At 73.8% G+C, this 19,362-nt stretch carries 18 protein-coding genes; 15 read left to right on the forward strand and 3 right to left on the reverse strand.

Annotated features, from left to right (window positions below; genetic code table 11):
* Positions 1–54: 54 nt before the first annotated feature.
* The 3 genes from MQV74_RS34530 to MQV74_RS34540 all read left to right on the forward strand — a co-directional run bounded on the left by MQV74_RS34530 (position 55) and on the right by MQV74_RS34540 (position 1,441).
* Positions 55–450, forward strand: coding sequence for a GNAT family N-acetyltransferase (locus MQV74_RS34530; protein WP_242726871.1), 396 nt, complete (start codon positions 55–57; stop codon positions 448–450).
* On the forward strand, positions 444–1,100 hold the full coding sequence (locus tag MQV74_RS34535; protein WP_242726874.1) for an aspartate/glutamate racemase family protein: 657 nt from the start codon (positions 444–446) through the stop codon (positions 1,098–1,100). The genes MQV74_RS34530 and MQV74_RS34535 overlap by 7 nt, the downstream gene beginning before the upstream one ends.
* 137 nt (positions 1,101–1,237) lie before the next feature.
* A complete protein-coding gene (locus tag MQV74_RS34540) occupies positions 1,238–1,441 on the forward strand; it encodes a hypothetical protein (protein ID WP_242726876.1) in 204 nt (67 codons plus the stop codon).
* 3 nt (positions 1,442–1,444) lie between these two features.
* Here MQV74_RS34540 and gndA read toward each other — a convergent pair whose 3' ends face one another.
* Positions 1,445–2,884 (reverse strand): NADP-dependent phosphogluconate dehydrogenase, encoded by a 1,440-nt coding sequence (gene gndA / locus MQV74_RS34545; protein WP_242726878.1) that lies wholly within the window; start codon positions 2,882–2,884, stop codon positions 1,445–1,447.
* A 172-nt stretch (positions 2,885–3,056) separates the two neighbouring features.
* Between gndA and MQV74_RS34550 the strand changes: the two genes are divergently transcribed.
* Both MQV74_RS34550 and MQV74_RS34555 read left to right on the forward strand, forming a co-directional pair.
* The gene (locus tag MQV74_RS34550; protein ID WP_242726880.1) at positions 3,057–4,028 is read left to right on the forward strand and encodes an acetylxylan esterase; all 972 of its coding nucleotides are present in this window, start codon (positions 3,057–3,059) and stop codon (positions 4,026–4,028) included.
* Positions 4,029–4,148: 120 nt separating this feature from the next.
* Positions 4,149–5,462: a transglycosylase family protein gene (locus tag MQV74_RS34555; RefSeq protein WP_242726883.1), complete on the forward strand. Its 1,314-nt coding sequence runs from the start codon at positions 4,149–4,151 to the stop codon at positions 5,460–5,462.
* A gap of 70 nt (positions 5,463–5,532) precedes the next feature.
* Here the strand turns inward: MQV74_RS34555 and MQV74_RS34560 are convergent, their stop codons facing one another.
* Positions 5,533–6,696, reverse strand: coding sequence for a DMT family transporter (locus MQV74_RS34560; RefSeq protein WP_242726885.1), 1,164 nt, complete (start codon positions 6,694–6,696; stop codon positions 5,533–5,535).
* 239 nt (positions 6,697–6,935) lie between these two features.
* Between MQV74_RS34560 and MQV74_RS34565 the strand changes: the two genes are divergently transcribed.
* From MQV74_RS34565 to MQV74_RS34605, 9 genes are all read left to right on the forward strand, one after another.
* Complete coding sequence (locus MQV74_RS34565) at positions 6,936–7,685, forward strand: (2Fe-2S)-binding protein (protein WP_242726887.1); 750 nt, start codon at positions 6,936–6,938, stop codon at positions 7,683–7,685.
* A 37-nt stretch (positions 7,686–7,722) separates the two neighbouring features.
* Positions 7,723–8,895: a glycogen synthase gene (glgA, locus tag MQV74_RS34570; protein WP_242726889.1), complete on the forward strand. Its 1,173-nt coding sequence runs from the start codon at positions 7,723–7,725 to the stop codon at positions 8,893–8,895.
* Positions 8,896–8,975: 80 nt separating this feature from the next.
* Positions 8,976–10,196, forward strand: coding sequence for a glucose-1-phosphate adenylyltransferase (gene glgC, locus MQV74_RS34575; protein WP_242726891.1), 1,221 nt, complete (start codon positions 8,976–8,978; stop codon positions 10,194–10,196).
* Between the two features lie 168 nt (positions 10,197–10,364).
* On the forward strand, positions 10,365–11,375 hold the full coding sequence (locus MQV74_RS34580) for a Gfo/Idh/MocA family protein (protein ID WP_242726893.1): 1,011 nt from the start codon (positions 10,365–10,367) through the stop codon (positions 11,373–11,375).
* Positions 11,372–12,385, forward strand: a complete 1,014-nt coding sequence (locus tag MQV74_RS34585; RefSeq protein WP_242726895.1) for a Gfo/Idh/MocA family protein — start codon at positions 11,372–11,374, stop codon at positions 12,383–12,385. The genes MQV74_RS34580 and MQV74_RS34585 overlap by 4 nt, the downstream gene beginning before the upstream one ends.
* An 85-nt stretch (positions 12,386–12,470) precedes the next feature.
* Positions 12,471–13,034 carry an NADPH-dependent FMN reductase gene (locus MQV74_RS34590; protein ID WP_242726897.1) on the forward strand — a complete coding sequence of 188 codons (564 nt, stop codon included), beginning with the start codon at positions 12,471–12,473 and terminating at the stop codon, positions 13,032–13,034.
* 28 nt (positions 13,035–13,062) lie between these two features.
* Positions 13,063–14,355, forward strand: a complete 1,293-nt coding sequence (locus MQV74_RS34595; protein WP_242726899.1) for a cytochrome P450 — start codon at positions 13,063–13,065, stop codon at positions 14,353–14,355.
* Positions 14,356–14,491: 136 nt separating this feature from the next.
* Complete coding sequence (locus MQV74_RS34600; protein WP_242726901.1) at positions 14,492–15,190, forward strand: class I SAM-dependent methyltransferase; 699 nt, start codon at positions 14,492–14,494, stop codon at positions 15,188–15,190.
* Between the two features lie 32 nt (positions 15,191–15,222).
* A complete protein-coding gene (locus tag MQV74_RS34605) occupies positions 15,223–16,428 on the forward strand; it encodes a cytochrome P450 (RefSeq protein WP_242726903.1) in 1,206 nt (401 codons plus the stop codon).
* A gap of 66 nt (positions 16,429–16,494) precedes the next feature.
* Here the strand turns inward: MQV74_RS34605 and MQV74_RS34610 are convergent, their stop codons facing one another.
* On the reverse strand, positions 16,495–17,730 hold the full coding sequence (locus MQV74_RS34610) for a phthiocerol/phthiodiolone dimycocerosyl transferase family protein (protein ID WP_242726906.1): 1,236 nt from the start codon (positions 17,728–17,730) through the stop codon (positions 16,495–16,497).
* A gap of 412 nt (positions 17,731–18,142) precedes the next feature.
* Between MQV74_RS34610 and MQV74_RS34615 the strand changes: the two genes are divergently transcribed.
* Positions 18,143–19,336 carry a cytochrome P450 gene (locus tag MQV74_RS34615; RefSeq protein WP_242726908.1) on the forward strand — a complete coding sequence of 398 codons (1,194 nt, stop codon included), beginning with the start codon at positions 18,143–18,145 and terminating at the stop codon, positions 19,334–19,336.
* The last annotated feature ends 26 nt before the right edge of the window (positions 19,337–19,362 follow it).

A 19,362-nucleotide genomic window follows, 5' to 3' on the forward strand; every position in this document is an offset into this window, starting at 1 on the left:
GCGACGGCGGTACGGCCTACGGCGCCCGGCCGGGCGCGGCGAGGAGCAGCGGCGATGAGTGACACCGAGGCGGCCGGGCGGCCGTTCGGGATCCGGGACGACCGGGCGCGCGGCGTCCTGCTCGCCGAGGAGGACGGGCGGACGGTCGGGCAGATCGTCTACTTCACCCTGGCCGATCCCGCGACCGCGCCCGAGCCTGCGACCGCGCCCGATCCCGCGACCGCGCTCGTGCCCGTGCACACCGAGGTGCCGCCCGCCCACGAGGGCCGCGGCATCGCCGGCGCCCTGGCCGCGGAGCTGTACGCGCTCGCGGCCCGCGAGGGCCGCGCGGTCGTGCCGCTGTGCCCGTACGTCGCCAAGTGGGCCGAGCGGCACCGGGCCCCGGCGCCCGCCGCCGCTCTCGTCGAGGCCGCACTCGCCAAGGTCGAGGAGGACCCGTCGACATGGTGACCCTCGCGCTCCTGCACACCTCGCCCGTCCACGTGCCGGTCTTCGACGCGCTGCGGGACGAGGACCACCCGGGGCTCGCGCTGCGCCACCTCGTGCACGAGGGGCTGCTCGACCGCGCCCGCCAGGAGGGTCCCGAGGCCGTCGCGGACCAGCTCGGGGCCGTCCTGGAGCGGGCCGTCGCCGACGGCGCGGGCGCCGTGCTGTGCACTTGCTCCACGATCGGCGGCGTCGCCGAGGCCCGCGCCGCCGCGCTCGGCGTGCCCGTGCTGCGCGTCGACCGGCCCATGGCGGCCGCCGCCGTCACGGCGGGCCCGGCGGTCACGGTCCTCGCCACGGTCGCCAGCACGCTGGCGCCCACCGTCGCGCTCCTGGAGGAGGAGGCCGAGCGGGCCGCGCGCCCCGTCGACGTGCGCACCGTCGTGGTGGACGGCGCGTGGGAGCGCTTCGCGGCCGGGGACCAGGACGGATACGTGGGTCTGATCGCCGCCGCTGTCGAGCGGGTGGCCGCCGACGGCGCCGATGTCGTCGTGCTCGCCCAGGCCTCGATGGCGGACGCCGCCGCGCGCTGCGCCGTCAGGGTGCCGGTCCTCGCGAGCCCGCGCCCCGGGCTGCGGGCCGCCGCCGCGCTGTGCGGGCGGCCTGGCTCCTAGGGGACGCGCACGCCGCCGGGATGCGTGGACTCGGCGCGCGGGGGCACGCGAGGCGGGAGAGAGTGGAACCGGCCGACGCGCCTCCGCTCCGCGGGGGCCGGCCGCCCCTCGCTCGCACGAGACGTACGGGAGGAACCATGACCAGTCCGTTCCCCGACCCCGTCCCGCCCGGGCCCACGCCCGGCCCGCGGCCCGACCCGGTGCCCGCGCCGCCGCCCGACCCGGGTCCCGCCCCGGGCCCGGTGCCCGTGCCGCAGCCCCCGCCGTCCCCGGTGCCGAAGCCGCCGGGCCCGGACCCCGTACCGGAGCCGGACCCGACGCCCGAGCCGATGAGCCGGTAGCCGCTACGCCTCGACCTCGGAGCGGTCGCCGCCCCACAGCGTGTGGAACGAGCCCTCGCGGTCCGTCCGGCGGTAGGTGTGCGCGCCGAAGTAGTCCCGCTGCCCCTGCGTGAGCGCGGCGGGCAGCCGCTCCGCGCGCAGCGCGTCGTAGTAGGCGAGGGCCGCGGCGAAGCCCGGCGCGGGCACGCCCTGCGTGGTCGCGGCGACGAGCACGGCGCGCCAGTCGTCCTGTGCCGCGCCGATCTCGCGCGCGAAGCCCTCGTCGGCGAGGAGGCTCGGCAGGTCGGCGCGCGCGTCGTACGCGGCGCGGATGCGGTCGAGGAACGCCGCCCGGATGATGCAGCCGCCGCGCCAGATCGAGGCGACCGCGCCCAGGTCGATGTCCCAGCCGTACTCCGCGCTGCCCGCCGCGATCTCGTGGAAGCCCTGCGTGTACGACACGATCTTCGAGGCGTACAGCGCCTGCTCGACGCGGTCGGCGAAGGCCGCCGCCTCCTCCTTGGACAGCGGCTCGGCGGCCGGGCCCGCGAGGCCGCGCGAGGCGGCGCGCAGGTCCGTGTGCCCCGACACGGAGCGGGCGAACACCGCCTCGGCGATGCCCGACACCGGCACGCCCAGGTCGAGCGCGATCTGCACGGTCCAGCGGCCGGTGCCCTTCTGCTCGGCCTGGTCCGCCACGACGTCCACGAACGGCTTGCCCGTCGCGGCGTCCACGTGCGCCAGGACCTCGGCGGTGATCTCGATCAGATAGGAGTCGAGCCGCCCCCGGTTCCAGGTGCGGAAGATGTCGGCGATCTCGGCGGGGGAGTAGCCCGCGACCTCGCGGAGCAGCTGGTACGCCTCGGCGATCAGCTGCATGTCCGCGTACTCGATGCCGTTGTGCACCATCTTCACGAAGTGGCCCGCGCCGTCCGGGCCGATGTGCGCGGTGCAGGGGCTGCCGTCGGCGGCCTTCGCGGAGATCTTCTCCAGCATCGGGCCGAGCGCCGCGTACGACTCCGCGGAGCCGCCGGGCATGATGCTCGGGCCGTTGAGCGCGCCCTCCTCGCCGCCGGAGACGCCGGTGCCGACGAAGTGGATGCCGAGCTCGCGCAGTTCGCGCTCGCGGCGGCGGGTGTCCGCGAAGTGCGCGTTGCCGCCGTCCACGATCATGTCGCCCGGTTCGAGCAGCGGCGCGAACTCCTTGATGACGGCGTCCGTCGGCTCGCCGGCCTTCACCATGACGACGAGGCGGCGCGGGCGCTCCAGGGCCGCGACGAAGTCCTTCGCGGTCTCCGCGTAGACGAACTCCCCCTCGTCGCCGAACTCGTCGACGAGCGCGCGGGCCTTGGCCGCGGTGCGGTTGTGCACGGCGACCGTGAAGCCGTTGCGGGCGAAGTTCCGGGCGAGGTTGCGCCCCATCACCGCGAGACCCGTGACGCCGATCTGCGCTGAACTGCTCATGTGCTAGCTCCTGGGTTCCTGGAAATCCGAAGTACCGCGACCGTCCGGCGCACCGCCTGACCTGCCGGGCATGTCTGGGTGACGCATGTGTCGTGGGTAACGCGTCCGCCCGTCAGTATCACTCCGCGGCGTACCGTGACCTTGGACACCGTGCCTGAAGGAGGAGCCGCCCGTGCCCCATTTCGACCTGCCGCTCGACCAACTGCGTCAGTACCGCCCGGAACTGCCGGAACCGGAGGACTTCGACGCCTTCTGGGAGAAGACCCTCGCGACCGCCCGGGAACACGACCTGGACGCCCGGTTCGAGCCCGTGGACACGCCGCTCGCCTCGGTCGACGTCTTCGACGTGACCTTCGCGGGCTTCGGCGGGCACCCCGTGAAGGGCTGGCTGCTCCTTCCCGCCGGGGCGCGCGAGCCGCTGCCCGCCGTGGTCGAGTACATCGGGTACGGCGGCGGGCGCGGCCTGCCGCACGAGCGGCTGCTGTGGTCGGCGGCCGGGTTCGCGCACTTCATCATGGACACGCGCGGCCAGGGCAGCGGCGGTTCGGTGGGCGACACCCCCGACCCCGTGGGGAGCGCCCCGGCGTATCCGGGCTTCCTGACGCGCGGGGTCGAGGACCCGCACGCGTACTACTACCGCCGGGTCTTCACCGATGCCGTACGCGCCGTCGAGGCGGTGCGCGCGCACCCGCTGGTGGACGCCGCGCGCGTGGCCGCGGTCGGCGACAGCCAGGGCGGCGGCATCACGCTCGCCGTCGGCGGGCTCGTGCCGGACCTCGCCGCGATCTCCCCGAACGTGCCGTTCCTGTGCGACTTCCCGCGCGGGGCGACGCTGACCGCCCGGCTCCCGTACCAGGAGATCGGCCTCTATCTGCGGGCGCACAGGGGGAGCGAGGACCAGGTGTTCCGCACGCTCGCGTACTTCGACGGCGTGCACTTCGCGGCGCGCGGCCGGGCGCCCGCGCTGTTCTCGGCCGCCCTGGAGGACGAGACGTGCCCGCCGTCGACGGTCTTCGCCGCCTTCAACGCCTACGCGGGCAGCGAGCGGTCGATGGAGGTCTACCGCTTCAACGACCACGAGGGCGGGGGCGTCTTCTTCCAGGATGTGCAACTCCGGTGGCTTCCGGGGCATATGGGGAACTGACCAGTTCAACGCCCTCTCGGCGCCGCACTCTTGTCACACCGACGGCGGACCGGCTAGCTTGCGCCCTGTCCTGTGGCTGACGTGGGACCTTGCGTACAACGCGTGTCTGAGGGGGCTTCCATGGCCTTACGAGGCCGGCATCGCCGGTACCAGCCGAGCCGGATCAACCGTGCCTCGCTCACCGTCACGGCGGGCGGCGCGGGCATCGCCCTGCCCCTGGTGACCGCCGGTACGGGCCACGCGGCGGACGTCGACACCTGGAACAAGGTCGCCGCCTGCGAGTCCACGAACAACTGGAGCATCAACACCGGCAACGGCTTCTACGGCGGCCTGCAGTTCACCCAGTCCACCTGGGAGGCCTACGGCGGCACGGCCTACGCGGCGCGCGCCGACCTCGCCACCAAGGACCAGCAGATCGCCGTGGCCGAGAAGGTCCTCGACGGGCAGGGCCCCGGCGCCTGGCCCGTGTGCTCGGTGCGGGCGGGCCTGACCCGGGGCGGCGACACCCCGGACGTCAAGCCTGCCACGGCACCCGGGAAGCGCACGGGCACGTCGAACGACGCCAGGGCCGAGGGCGGGCGCGCCGCGCCGAGACCGCCCCAGCGCACCGTCAAGGACGTCAAGCCCGAGGTGACCCCGCAGTCCGCGGCGGGCACCGCCCGGATGTACACGGTCGTGCACGGCGACACCCTCTCCGGCATCGCGGGCGAGCGCCGCGTCCGCGGCGGCTGGCCGCAGCTGTACCAGAACAACCGCCGCACCATCGGCGCCGACCCGGACCTCATCACCCCCGGCCAGCGGCTCTCGCTGCGCGGCGCGGACGGCAAGGAGAAGCGGCCCGCGCGCCCGCCCGAGCGCAGGAAGCCGCCGGAGGGCAAGGAGCGGCCCGCGCGCGCACCCGAGAAGCAGCGCGCGCATCCGCAGCCCAAGCCCCCCAAGCACCAGGAGCGGAAGCAGGCCAGGCCCGCGCCGAAGCGGGACACGGCGCCCGCGCCGCGGCAGAAGGCCAAACCGGCCACCTCGGCGCAGTCGGGGGCCACGGTGCCCGTCGCCGCGTCGATCGGCACGCCCTACCGCGCGTCCGGCAGCTCCTGGTCGAAGGGCTACCACACGGGCGTCGACTTCCCCGTGCCCACGGGGACTTCGGTGCAGGCCGTCGCCGCGGGCACGGTCGTCGAGTCCGGCTGGGGCGGCTCCTACGGCTACCAGGTCGTCATCCGCCACACCGACGGCAGGTACTCGCAGTACGGCCACATGTCGGCGCTCTCGGTGAAGGCCGGGCAGCGGGTCGTGCCGGGACAGCGCATCGGCCGCTCCGGCTCGACCGGCAACAGCTCCGGCCCGCACCTGCACTTCGAGATCCGCACGGGCCCCGGCTTCGGTTCGGACGTCGACCCGCTGGCGTATCTGCGGGCGCGCGGCGTCCGCATCTGAGCCGGTCACGGGACGTACGCGTACGGGCCCCGGGTCTCTCCAGGAGACCCGGGGCCCGTACGCGTGGTTGTTACGCGCGGCCCGCCCTGGCGTCCGCGCGCGGGAACGTCTGCAGCACCGGCTGCAAGGGCAGGCCCGCGAGTCCGGTCAGGCCCTCGGGCAGGAACGACTGCTCCGGTGCGGCCTGTTCGCCCGGCCGGGGCCGGGTGACCGCGTCGGTCCCCGGGCGCTCGTCGTGGTCCGGCACGCGCTGCTCGGTGACCGTGGCGGCCTGCTCCGGCGGCACGGGCGCGGCCCCGGGAAGGGCACGTGTCAGCGGTCCGGAGGACAGCTCGGTGCGCGGCACGGCCGGTGCGGCGTCGTCGCGTACCGAGGCCGACGCGGAGTCCGCGGTCGTCGCCTCGGCCCCGATGCGCTCCGTGGTCAGCAGGATCAGCCCGCCCGCGGCGACGACACCGCAGGTCAGCGCGACCGCCGTACCCACGGCTCCATAGCGGAAGGATTCTCCGAACAGGGTGAGGCCGACCGCGGCCGCTATCACCGGGTTCACCACCGTCACCGTGGACAGCGGCGCCGCGAGGCCCGCGCCCCGGTAGGAGGCCTGCGACAGGAGCAGTCCGGCCACCGCCAGGACCGCGATCACCGCGAGGCTGGGCACCTGCCGGGTCAGCGGCTCCTGGGCGTCCCAGTCCACCGCGACGGTCTTCGTGAACACCGAGGAGATGCCGAAGGCGATGCCCGCGGCCGTGGCGAGCAGGACGCTGCGCACGGCCGGGTGCCGGTGCGCCGCGTGCGCGAGCAGCATCAGGCAGACCACGGCCCCGCCCGTGCCGAGCGCAAGGACCACGCGCTCCGCGTCGGCCAGGGACCGGGAGTCGGCGGCCTGCGTCAGCGAGAGCAGGCCCGCGAGGCCCAGCGTCGCCATGAGGGCGCCGCGCCAGGCGGTGGCCCCTGCCCTGCGGCGCACGAACAGCGCCGCCATCGGCAGGGCGAACACGATCGTCAGGGCGCCCAGGGGCTGCACCAGGCTGAGCGGCCCGTAGGCGAGCGCCACGACGTGCAGCAGCCCGCCGAGGCCGTTCAGGACCACCGCGACCCACCACGCGCCGCGGCGCAGCGGCGCGTACTCGTGCTGCGAGGCCTTCGCGGCCACCCGCTCCTGGAGGATCGCCCCGCCCGCGTACGCCACGGCGGAGACGAGGGAGAGCAGGACGGACAGCGCGAGGGCACTCATGAGGCGCTCCGCGGGGGAAGGCAGCGCCGGTCGTCCCGGTACGGGTCGTGCCCTGACGTCCGGTACGTCCGGTGCTGCGTGCGGTCGGCTTCCATGTTCACCACAATGTCGCGCGGAGCGCGGCAAGTCGTCGTCCCTGAGCAGTCAATCCGTCCTACTACCGATGGAGTACGACCTCCCGCATGTCCTCCCCAGGTCTGGTTACCCACGGGGCCGGGGGCTTCTGATGTACTGCTGCGGTGACAGCTCGCAGCCCTGACATCGCCTGGGACGTGGTCGGATCCGTCGGCGGCTTCTTCGCCCTGCGGACGGGGGAGCCGCCGGAGCGGACACTCCCCATGGTCGCACGCGTGTACGAGATCGGCAGGGGAGTCACGGAGGGTGACCCGCTGTCCTTCCGCGTCACCAAGGTCGCCGCCCGGCTCGCCGCGCCCGAACCCCGCGTCGCGGCCTCCATCGCCCACCTCGGCCTCGCCGCCCGCCTGTGGTCCCTCGCGCTCGGCCCGGCCGCGCTGTACGGGCGGGTGCCCGATCTCGACCCGCGCCTGCTGCGCTGGGACGCCGACGGCAGCTCCCCGGACGACCTGTGGCTCAGCGGCGACCGCACGTTCCCGGCCGACGCCGCGCGCCTGCGGGAGGTCGTCCTCGACGGCCACCTCGCGCCGCTCGCGGACGCCCTGCGCGCCCGCTACCGGATCTCCCCGGCGCTGCTGCGCGGCAACGCGGGCTCGGCCCTCGCGGGCGCGGCCCGCGAACTGCACGCCTGGGCGCAGCGCACCGGCCGCCCCGACGCCGGGCGGCGGGCGCTCGCCCTGGCCGCCGAGCTCTTCGCCGACATGGAGCTGCGCGCCACCGGCACCCTGGACGGCACCGCGTTCCGGCGCCGCAGCTGCTGTCTGTACTACCGCTGCCCGAACGGCGGCCTGTGCGGCGACTGCTGCTTCGACCGGCCGCCGCAGCGGTCTTCCCTCGGGGCGCCCGCTGGGTGACCATGAGGGGGCCGGCCGACGACGGGGGGCTCCGCTCGTGAAAGTGGGACTGCTCACCCGCGAGTACCCGCCGGACGTCTACGGCGGCGCGGGTGTCCACGTCGAGTTCCTCGCCCGTGAGCTGCGCGCCCTGACCGACCTCGACGTCCACTGCTGGGGCACCGACGCCGGCCGCAGCGCTGACGACGCCGTGCGCCACCGCGCGTGGAGCGCCCTCGACACCGCCAACGACGCGCTGCGCACCCTGTCCGTCGACCTCACCATGGCGGCCGCGCTCGGCGGCCGCGACCTCGTCCACACCCACACCTGGTACGCCAACCTCGCCGGACACGTCGGCAAGCTCCTGCACGGCATCCCGCACGTCCTGACCTCGCACTCGCTGGAGCCGCTGCGCCCCTGGAAGGCCGAGCAACTGGGCGGCGGGTACGCCGTGTCCAGTTGGGCGGAGCGCACCGCCGTCGAGGCCGCCGACGCCGTCATCGCCGTCTCCGGGGCCATGCGCGAGGACATCCTCGCCTGCTATCCGGCCGTCGACCCCGCCAAGGTGCGCGTCGTCCACAACGGCATCGACACCGAGCTGTACCGCCCCGACCCGGGCACCAGCGCCCTCGCCCGGCACGGCATCGACCCCGGCCGCCCGTACGTCCTGTTCGTCGGCCGCATCACGCGCCAGAAGGGCGTGCCCCACCTGCTGCGCGCGGCCCGGCAGCTGGAGCCCGGCGTCCAGCTGGTGCTGTGCGCGGGCGCGCCCGACACCCCGGAGATCGACCGGGAGTTCCGTGCCCTGTTCGCGGAGCTGAGCCGCGCCCGCGACGGCGTCCACTGGATCCCGCGCATGCTGCCGCGCCCCGAGGTCGTCCAACTCCTCAGCCACGCGGCGGTGTTCGTGTGCCCCTCGGTGTACGAACCGCTCGGCATCGTCAATCTGGAGGCCATGGCCTGCGGCACGGCCGTCGTCGCCTCCCGCGTCGGCGGTATCCCGGAGGTCGTCGCGGACGGCACGACCGGACTCCTCGTGCCCTACGACCGGCACGACGAGGAGCGCTTCGAGCACGACCTCGGCCTGCTCCTGAACCATCTGTCCGCCGACCCGCGCCGCGCCGCGGCCATGGGCGCGGCCGGACGCTACCGGGCCCACCGCGAGTTCGGCTGGGACGCGGTGGCACGGCGCACGGTCGAGGTGTACGAGGACGTACTCAAGGCAACGTAGGGGCACACGGACACCAGGGGGCGCGCCCGCGCCCCCGCGGAGCGGCGGTCCGGACCCACAGGGCGGCAAAGGGGGCGGCGATGCGCGGCGGGGCTTCGGTGCTGGGAATCGTCCTCGCGGGCGGCGCGGGCAAGCGGCTGATGCCGCTCACCGCCGACCGCGCGAAACCGGCGGTGACCTTCGGGGGCACGTACCGCCTCGTCGACTTCGTGCTCTCGAACCTCGTCAACGGAGACATCCTGCGCATCTGCGTCCTCACGCAGTACAAGTCGCACTCCCTGGACCGGCACGTGTCCACCACCTGGCGCATGTCGAGCCTGCTCGGCAACTACGTCACACCCGTCCCCGCCCAGCAGCGCCTGGGGCCCCGCTGGTACCTGGGCAGCGCCGACGCGATCCTGCAGTCGCTGAACCTCGTCCACGACGAACAGCCCCACTACGTCGCGGTGTTCGGCGCCGACCACGTGTACCGCATGGACCCCCGGCAGATGCTGGAGCAGCACATCGAGTCCGGCGCGGGCGTCACCGTCGCCGGGATCCGGGTGCCGCGCGCGGAGGCCCGGCAGTTCGGCGTCATCACCCCGGCGCGCGACGGCACGCTCGTGGAGCGCTTCCTGGAGAAGCCGCAGGACCCACCGGGACTCCCGGGCGCCCCGCACCAGGTGTACGCCTCCATGGGCAACTACGTCTTCACCACCAAGGCCCTCGTGGACGCCCTGCGGCAGGACGCCGAGGACGAGGACTCCGCGCACGACATGGGCGGCTCCATCCTGCCCATGCTCACCGAGCGCGGGCTCGCCCAGGTGTACGACTTCGACGGCAACCACGTGCCGGGGGAGACCGCCCGGGACCACGGCTACTGGCGTGACGTCGGCACCCTCGACGCCTACTACGAGGCGCACATGGACCTGATCTCCGACCAGCCCGTGTTCAACCTCGACAACCGCAGCTGGCCCATCTACACCCACCCCGGCCAGCTCCCGCCCGCCAAGTTCTGCGCGGGCGGCATCGCGGGGGAGTCCGTCGTCAGCCCCGGCTGCGTCATCCGCGGCCAGGTCACGCGGTCCGTCCTCTCGCCCGGCGTCACGGTCGAGGAGGGCGCGGTCGTCCAGGGCTCGGTCCTGCACGACAACGTCCGCGTCGGCCGGGGCGCGGTGGTGCGCGGCGCCGTCCTGGACAAGAACGTGGACGTCCCGCCCGGCGCCACCATCGGCGTGAACCCCGAGCGGGACGCGGAGCTGTACACGGTCTCGCGCGCCGGAGTCATCGCCCTCGGCAAGGGGCAGTGCGTACCGGAGTGAGCGGCCGGGGCGGCGGGCCGGGCGGAGACTACCCACGCTGGTGATGGTCCCGGCGGGCGGAGCGGGCAAGACTGGGCGCACTTCAGACCCGCGGCGCGTCGGCGGCCGTGCCGGGAGCGACGACACCGGTCGGCCCGCCACGGCGGCACTCCACCCGAAGGACCTCACTTGACGGACACAAGAGCCGGTGACCCCGCGCGGCGGTTGGAGGTGGCCCTGATCGGCGCGGGCCTGATCGCCCGGCTGCACCTCGACGCCTGGACCCGTACGGGGGCGGCCGTCCGCGTCCACTCCACGGACGGCCGCGCCCCGGACCTGGCACGCGAGTTCGGCGCGCGGGCCGTCGACACCCTGCACGAGGCGCTCGACGGCGCGGACGTCGTCGACATCTGCTCCCCGACGCACAGCCACCACGAGATCGCCATGGCCGCCATCGCCGCGGGCGTCGGCGTGGTGTGCGAGAAGCCGCTGGCCGCCAGCGTCGAAGAGGCCGAGGAGATCGTCGCCGCGGCGGAGCGGGCCGGGGTGCGGCTCTGCCCGACCCACAACGCGCGCTTCGCCCCGGCGTTCGCCCGGCTCCACGACCTGGTCGCGGCGGGCGGGCTCGGCAAGGGGGCCGTCGCCCGGTTCGACGTCGCCGGGTACCACCCGCGGCCCTGGACCGGCCACGCCTCCGCGCGGTCGGGCGGGATCCTCACCGACCAGATGCTGCACGGCGTCGACATCGCCCACTGGATCTTCGGGGACGTCGTCCGGGTGCACGCCCACTACCAGGGGGAGATCGCCGCACCGGCCCCGAAGGGCGCCTTCGCGGTCGGCACCGCCGTCCTCACCCACGCGAGCGGCGCCCTCAGCCGGGTCGTCAGCCGGTGGACGGCCACGCCGCAGCCGCCCATCCGCGTCGCCTACCACGTCTCGGGCACGGGCGGCACGGTGCTCCACGACTCCGAATGGCCCCAGGAGATCAGGGTGTTCGGCGGCGACGCCGCGGCCTTCGGCGCGCACGGCGAGTCGCCGTTCCTCGCCGAGATCCGCGAGTTCTCCCAGGCCTTCCTGGGCGGCCCCGAACCCCGCCTCGGCCCCGGGGACGCCCTGGCCGCCGTCCGCATCACCCAGGCCGCCGCCACCTCCGCCTGGACGGGCCGGGCCGTGGACCTGCCCGTGAAGGAGGCCGCATGAAGCCTGAAGGAGGCCGCATGAAGGTCGCCGTCCTGTCGTTCGCCCACGAGCGCGCCGCGACGTACGCCCGGCTGCTGCGCGCCACGCCCGGCGTCGACCTGCTCGTCGCGGACCCCGAAGGACCGCCGGACGAGCAGGGCCGGGGCCCGGCCGCCGCCCTGCGGCTCGACGCCACGTACGCGGGCAGCTGGGACAAGGCGTTCGCGCTGCGCCCCGACGCCGTGGTCGTCACGAGCGAGGTCGCCCGCCGCCGGGAACTGGTCGAGCGGGCCGCCGAGATCGGCGCCCACGTCCTGTGCGAACAGCCCCTGGCGGCCACGGAGGCCGACGCCGACGCCATGGCGCGCGCCTGCGCGGACGCCGGGGTGCGCCTCGCCCTCGTGGCGCCGGCCTGCTGCGGTCCGGCCTTCGCCGCCGTGCGCCGACAGCTCGCCGACGGCGCGGCCATCGGCCCGCTCACCACCGTCCACGGGGCCTACCACGGCCCCGCCGCACCGGAGGCGGGCGGCGCCCTGCGCACCCACGCGGCCGTCCTGCTCGACCTGGTGGACACGGTGCTCGACGGCACCCCCGCGGCGCGGGTCTACGCCCAGACCAACACCGTCCTCAGCGGCGAGGCGGACGTCGAGAGCACGGCCCTGCTCACCGTGCGCTACGCGGACGGCACGGTCGCGGCCCTCGACGGCAGCTGGAGCCCGCCGACGGACCCGGCGGGCGGCGGCCCCGCCCTGACCTTCGTCGGCGAACGGGGCAGCGTCGAGTTCACCGCCCGCCCGAAGCTGCTCGGCGGGTTCGACTCCGCCACGGGCCGCGAACGCCGGACCACGGGCGGAGCCGACCCGTACGCGGCCGTGCTCGACGCCTTCGTCGCCTCGGTCGGCACGGGCCACTGGACCGGTCCTGACGGCGCGACCGGCGTGCGTACCCTGCGGGTGATCCGGGCAGCCTACGAGTCGGCGCGCACGGGCCGGCCCGTCGACGTGGCCGTCCCCGAGCCCGCCCGGCCGTAGCGGACCCGCTCGGCACCTTCAACCTCGGCGAAGGGGTGAGGGGCGCATCCGCCCCGCACCCCTTCGCCGCGACAGGGAGACGCGCATGACAAGGATCGGGATCATCCTCGGCACCACCCGGCCCGGCCGCGTCGGACCCCAGGTCGCCCAGTGGGTCGAGAAGACCGCCCGCACCCACGGCGAGGCGGACTTCGAGCTCGTCGACCTCGCCGACTACGACCTGCCGCTCTTCGACGAGCCGCGGTCCCCGCGCATGGGCGACTACGCGCACGCCCACACCCGCGCCTGGAGCACCAAGATCGCCGAACTCGACGGGTTCGTCTTCGTCACCCCCGAGTACAACTGGTCGATCCCGGCCGCGCTCAAGAACGCCATCGACTTCGTCTACAACGAGTGGAACAACAAGGCGGCCGGTTTCGTCGGCTACGGCGCGAGCGCCAACGGCGTGCGGGCCGTCGAGCACCTGCGCGCCATCGCCGCGGCGGTCCAGCTCTCGCCCGTGTACACACAGGTCAACCTGTCGCTCCTGACCGACTTCGAGCAGTACGAGACCTTCACCCCCGCCGAACGCCACGACGCCGTGCTCCAGCGGATGCTCACCGAACTGATCACCCGGACCCGCACGCTCGCACCACTCCGCCACGCCTGAAGCACCGCACGCGCAAGGAGGACCACCGATGAGCACGCCGACCGCGGAGCCCACCACCGAGCCCGCCCCGCCCGCCGACAGCACCCCTTCCGTCTACCGCCTGCCCTTTCCGCCCGGCTTCACCGAACGCGGCAGCTGCCCGTTCGACCCGCCGCCGCTGCTCCGCGACCACCACGACGAGGGCGAGGTGCGGCAGATCGCCCTGACCGACGGCGGGACCGGCTGGCTCGTCACCGGGTACGAGGAGAGCCGCAAGCTGCTCACCGACCCCCGGCTCAGCTCCGACCGGCTGCGCAACCCGCTGGTCGTGAAGCTGCCGGAGGAGCTGCGCGCCCAGCTCATGGCCGACGAGGCCGTCGCGGGCAACTTCATCGCCCTGGACCCGCCCGACCACACCCGCTACCGCAGGCTGCTGACCCGGGAGTTCACGCTGCGGCGGGTGCGCGGGCTCGAACCGCGCATCCTGGAGATCGTCACCGAGCGCATCGACGCGATGCTCGCCGGGGGGAACAGCGCCGACCTCGTGAAGGACTTCGCCCTCGCGGTGCCGTCCCTGGTGATCTGCGAACTGCTCGGCGTCGCCTACGAGGAGCGCGGGGAGTTCCAGGCCCGCACCGAGGAACTGCTCAACCTGGACATCCCGTTCGAGAAGCAGCTCGCCGCCCTCGACGAACTGCGGAAGTTCATCCTCGGCCAGGTGCGGCGCAAGCGCGCGACCCCCACCGACGACATGCTGTCCGGCCTCATCCACTCCGACACCGAACCGGCGCTCACCGACGAGGAAGTCGTCGGCATGGCCAACCTGCTGCTCGTCGGCGGCCACGAGACGACCGCGAACATGCTGTCCCTCGGCACCTTCGCCCTCCTCGAACACCCCGAACAGCTCGGGGCCCTGCGCGCACGCCCCGAACTCATGGACGGGGCCGTCGAGGAACTGCTGCGCTATCTGTCCATCGTCCACCACGGCCTGCTGCGCACCACCACCGAGGACGTCGAGGTCGGGGGCCGGACCATCCCCGCGGAGTCCCTGGTCATCATCTCGGTGTCCGAGGCGAACCGGGACCCGCGCCACTACGACGCCCCGGCCGCCCTCGACGTGAGCCGCCCGCGCCGGACCCATCTCGCCTTCGGCCACGGCATCCACCAGTGCATCGGCCAGCAGCTGGCCCGCAGCGAGATGACCATCGCCTTCCCCGAACTCCTGCGGCGCCTGCCCGGCCTGCGCCTTGCCGTCCCGGCCCACGAGGTGCCGCTGCGCGAGAAGATGGCCGTCTACGGCCTGCACAGCCTGCCCGTGACCTGGGACGCCCCCGGCACGTAGGCGCACCCCCCCGAAAGGCCCGCGCGATTCCGGTGCGGCGGGGAAACTTACCAGGTTGAGGAGTGCTCACTCGGGCCACCGCTGCCTCACCCTGGGAGACGTCACCAGCCAATCGTCGACCACAGGGACGGATCGGATGACCGACGACAACGCATACCAGCACTTCGACGCGACCACCCTGGACTACGAACGGGCGTACCGGACCAGCTCCCTGGTGGAAGGCGTGGTGCTGGAGCGGATGCCCTGGGACATCGGCGGACCGCAACCGGTCCTGGTGGAGCTTGAGCGGGCGGGCCGCGTCTTCGGCGACGTCCTCGACATCGGCAGCGGCGTCGGTGACAACGCCATCCACCTGGCCCAGTGCGGCTATCGCGTGACCGGTCTCGACGTCGCGCCCACCGCGGTCGAGAAGGCGCGGGCCCGCGCCGCCGAGAAGGGCGCCGACGTCACCTTCGCCGTCGGCAACGCGACGCGCCTGGACGGCTACGACGACCAGTTCGACACGGTGACCAGCAGCCTGGTCTTCCACTGCTTCGGACCCCCGCAGCGCCGCGCGTACGCGGACGCCGTCGCGCGGGTCCTGCGGCCCGGCGGACGGCTGCTCCAGTGGTGCTCCCGGGGCGCCGCGGCCGGCCCCGAGCCGATCACCGAGGAGACCATACGCGACGCCTTCAGCGGCCCCGGCTGGACCGTCACCACCCTGCGCGCCCAGCACCTGACGACGACCGTCCTCGACGAGCCCCTGCGCAAGGATTACGAAGGGGGGCAGCTCGACACCGACGACAGCGGCGCCACGCTGCTGCCGATCTGGCTCCTCGAAGCGACGCGCGACTGACCGCGCCCGGACCCGCACCCGAGGTGGCCGACATGACCGAAACGCCCGCCGCACCGACGGGCCTGCCCACCGCCCGCGCGGAAGGCTGCCCGTTCGACCCGCCGCCCGGCCTCGCCGCGCTGCGCGACCGGGCCCCGCTGACCCGCATGGAGTTCCCCAACGGTCACGTCGGCTGGCTGGCCACCGGCCACGCGGTGGTGCGCGCGCTGCTCTCCGACCCGCGCTTCAGCCACCGCAACGACAGGAGGCACTGGCCCCTGGCCGACATCGGCCGGGGGTTCCCGCCGCTGCCCGGCGACATGCTCCACATCGACCCGCCGGACCACACGCGGTACCGCAAGCTCCTCGCGGGCAAGTTCACCATGCGCCGGATGCGCCGACTCACCGGCAGCGCCAAGGAGATCGTCGCCGGGCAGCTCGACGCCATGGAGCGGCACGGCGGCCCCGTGGACCTGCTGGAGTCCTTCGCCCGCCCCGTCCCGACGCTGATGGTCTGCGCCCTGCTCGGCGTGCCGCTCAAGGACCGCGCCACCTTCCACCCGCCGGTACGGGGCACGGACGACGCCGCGGCCGTGGAGGAGGACGTCGCGGCGTACGTGGAGCTGACGTACGCCGACATGCAGGAGTACTTCCGCAAGCTGGTGGCGGCCAAGCGGGCCGCGCCCACCGACGACCTGCTGAGCGAGCTGACCACGTCCGACCTCACCGAGGACGAACTGGTCGGCCTGTGCGCGGTGATGATGCACGCGGGCGTCGACTCGACCTCGAACATGCTGGCCCTCGGCACCTGGGCGCTCCTGAACCGCCCGGACCAGCTGGCGGCCCTGCGCGCGCGGCCGGACCTCGCGGGCGGCGCCGTCGAGGAGCTGATGCGCTACATGAGCGTCGTGCACACCGGCTCCCGGGCGGCCCTGGAGGACGTCGAACTGGCCGGTGAGCTGGTCAGGGCCGGCGAGTCGGTGGCGTTCTCCGTGCAGGCCGCCAACCGCGACCCGGCCCGCTTCGGCGACCCGGACACCCTCGACATCCGGCGCGACGCGGTGGGGCACCTGGGGTTCGGGTACGGCGTGCACCAGTGCCTGGGGATGCAGCTGGCGCGCGTCGAGATGCGCGTGGCCTTCCCCGCCCTGTTCGCCCGCTTCCCGGACCTGCGCCTCGCGGAGCCCGGCGGGGACATACCCCTGCGCGACGACCTGGTCATCCCCTACGGCGTGCACCGGCTGCCGGTCACCTGGTAGGCGTCGGCAGGCGTCTGCCGGAGCCCCTGACCGCCGGGGCTCCGGCAGTTGCGTGTCCGGGGGCGGTCAGGTCCGCGCCGTCAGACGGCCCAGCCTCTCCCGCAGCAGCCCCAGGCGCTCGGGCAGCTCCGCGTCCCCCTCGGGCCACGCCAGGTCGACCCCGGTGCGGCCGTCGAAGGTGGTGGCCACATAGCCGCCGATGGCCGCGAACTCGCCCGGGGCCACCTTCCGGCGCGAGGAGGAGTGGAAGTTGGCCAGGAGCAGGCCGTCCGGTGACCGCAGGGGCGGCACGACGCCCCAGTTCGACACGCTGACCACGGCGGGAGCCGGACCCGACGGCCGCGCCTTCGCGTGCGGCGCGGGCTGGGTGACCATGTCCAGGAGGCTGCGCTGGATGGACCCGTCGGCGAGGCCCGCCCGCAGCCGCTCGCCGAGCGCCCGGCCGATGGCGACGGCACCGGGCCCGACGTCGTCGGCGGCCTTGAAGAGGCCGCCCCCGACGACGTTCGTCCCCTCGGTCGGGCCGACCGGGGGAGCGAGGCGGTTGCGCAGGTTCACCGTGTACCGGAACAGCAGCTCGTCGACCGGCAGGCCCCGGACCTCGGCCTCCACCAGCAGGACGGCCCCCGAAAGCAGGCCGTTGAGCGTCACCTGCTCGCGATGGCCGAGCTCCGCGAGCGCCTGCGTCTCGGCCGAGGTCAAGCGGTGCTGCACCACGTGCCGGACCATCGGGACCCGCGCGGAGGCGGGCAGCTCCGTCACCGTCCTGAGCGGCGCCGCGTCCCCGTCGCCGGACCCGGCCCGGTGGATGCCGCGCTCGGCCAGCAGGTCTTCGAGGGACCGGGGGTAGGGGCGGGGCGGCAGGTCCACGGGCACGCCCCGGACGACGTCGGTGTAGCAGGCCCACAGCGCCGCGAGCAGTTCGATGGAGTGGTGGGCGTCGGCGATGCTGTGGTGGGTCAGCAGCGTCACGCTCGCCTCGGCCCCGTCGCGCACCACGTTGAGCGCGCTCAGCATCCGGTACTCGTCCAACTCCACACCGGTCAGCGGGTGGTCGGGGTCGCCCGCGCAGACCTGCACCTCGGGCGGGACCCCGGACGCCACGAAGACGAGCCCGCCCTCGTCGGCTTCGAGCCGGGCGGCGAGCTGCGGATGCGCGCGGCACACCGCCGTGTAGGCGGTCCGCAGCGCGTCCGGATCCAGTGGGCCGACGGTACGCACCGTGTAGCCCACGTACATCTCCACGTCGGCATAGATTTTCTCGGTGGGTGTCAGCGCACGCTGAATTGCGGCTGTCGTCATGAAGGAATGGCCTTTCCGCCGGCGCCCTGCGGATCCGCAGCCTGGTCATTTTCGCCCACCCGGTACGGCAGAGCCATCACCAACGCGGGTAGTCCTGCGGGAAGTCCCGCATGCCGGCGGCCGCCCCACTGCCCCCGCCACTTCCCGGCCGCCGGGGGCGCCTTTCGCGCGCGCACGGACAACGCGTGGCGGCCCGCGCCGACTTCACCACCGGGCCCTACCAGGTTGGGGGATTCCGCGCGGTCACTCCGCGACTAGCCTGGCCACAGAGATTCAAGCAGCATGCGCGTGGTGCGCATCCCGTGTCTGCGGAAATTCCGCTGCTTGGTCCACGACCCCGTGTTCGCGCCCGCATACGAGCCTTTCGCGAGCCGCAGCCAATACGGGACATCACCCCGAGCGGGAGGATTCCATGAGCGACGCGATTTCCTATGAGGTGCCGTGGGCGCGGACCCATCACTTCGATCCTCCCGCCGTGTTCGACGCGCTGCGTGCCGAGCGGCCGCTCGCGCGGATGACCTATCCCGACGGTCACGAGGGCTGGCTCGCCACCGGACACGACGTGGTGCGCAAGGTCCTCGGCGACCCGAGGTTCAGCCACAGCACGGAGATCGGGCACTTCCCGGTGACCCACCAGGGGCAGCTGGTGCCCAACCACCCGAAGATACCCGGGATGTTCATCCACATGGACCCGCCCGACCACACGCGCTACCGGCGCCTGCTGACCGGGGAGTTCACCGTCCGCAGGGCGAGCCGGCTCAAGGCGCGGGTGGAGGCCGTGGCCGCCGAGCAGGCCGGCGTCATGCGCGCCCACGGCACACCCGCCGACCTGGTGGAGACCTTCGCCAGGCCCCTGGTCCTGAGGGTGCTCTCCGAACTGGTCGGGCTGCCCTACGACGAACGCGAACACTACGAGCACGCGCCGACGCTCCTGCACGACCCCGACGCGGATCCGCAGGAGGTCGCCGCCGCCTTCGAGAAGGCGGGCTCCTTCTTCGTCGAGGTCATCGAGCGCAAACGGAAACAGCCCGGCGACGACCTCCTCAGCCGTCTGACCGCCGACGGGGAACTGACGACGGAAGAGCTCTGCAACATCGTCGTACTCCTGCTGTTCGCGGGCTACGAGACCACGGAAAGCGCCCTGTCCGTCGGTGTTTTCGCGCTCCTCCACCACGCGGAACAACTGGCGAGGCTCCGCACGGATCCGGCGCGACTCGACGCCGCGGTCGAGGAACTCCTGCGCTATCTCACCGTCAACCAGTACCACACCTACCGGACCGCCCTCGAAGACCTCGAACTGAACGGGGAGACGGTCAAGAAGGGCGACACCGTGACGGTGTCCCTGCCCGCGGCCAACCGCGACCCCGCCAAATTCACCTGCCCCGAGAAACTGGACATCGGCCGCGACACCACGGGACACGTCGCCTTCGGTTACGGAATCCACCAGTGCCTGGGCCAGAACCTGGCCCGCGTCGAACTGCGCGCCGGTCTCGCGGCCCTCCTCGGGGAGTTTCCCGGTCTGCGCCTCGCCGTCGCGACGGACGAGGTGCCGCTCCGGCTCAAGGGGTCCGTCTTCGCGGTGAAGAGCCTTCCTGTCTCTTGGTGAGCCCTTCTCCCTCTCCGAAAGGAACC

It is taken from the genome of Streptomyces sp. AN091965 (genome assembly GCF_022698285.1).
Classification (GTDB): Bacteria; Actinomycetota; Actinomycetes; order Streptomycetales; family Streptomycetaceae; genus Streptomyces.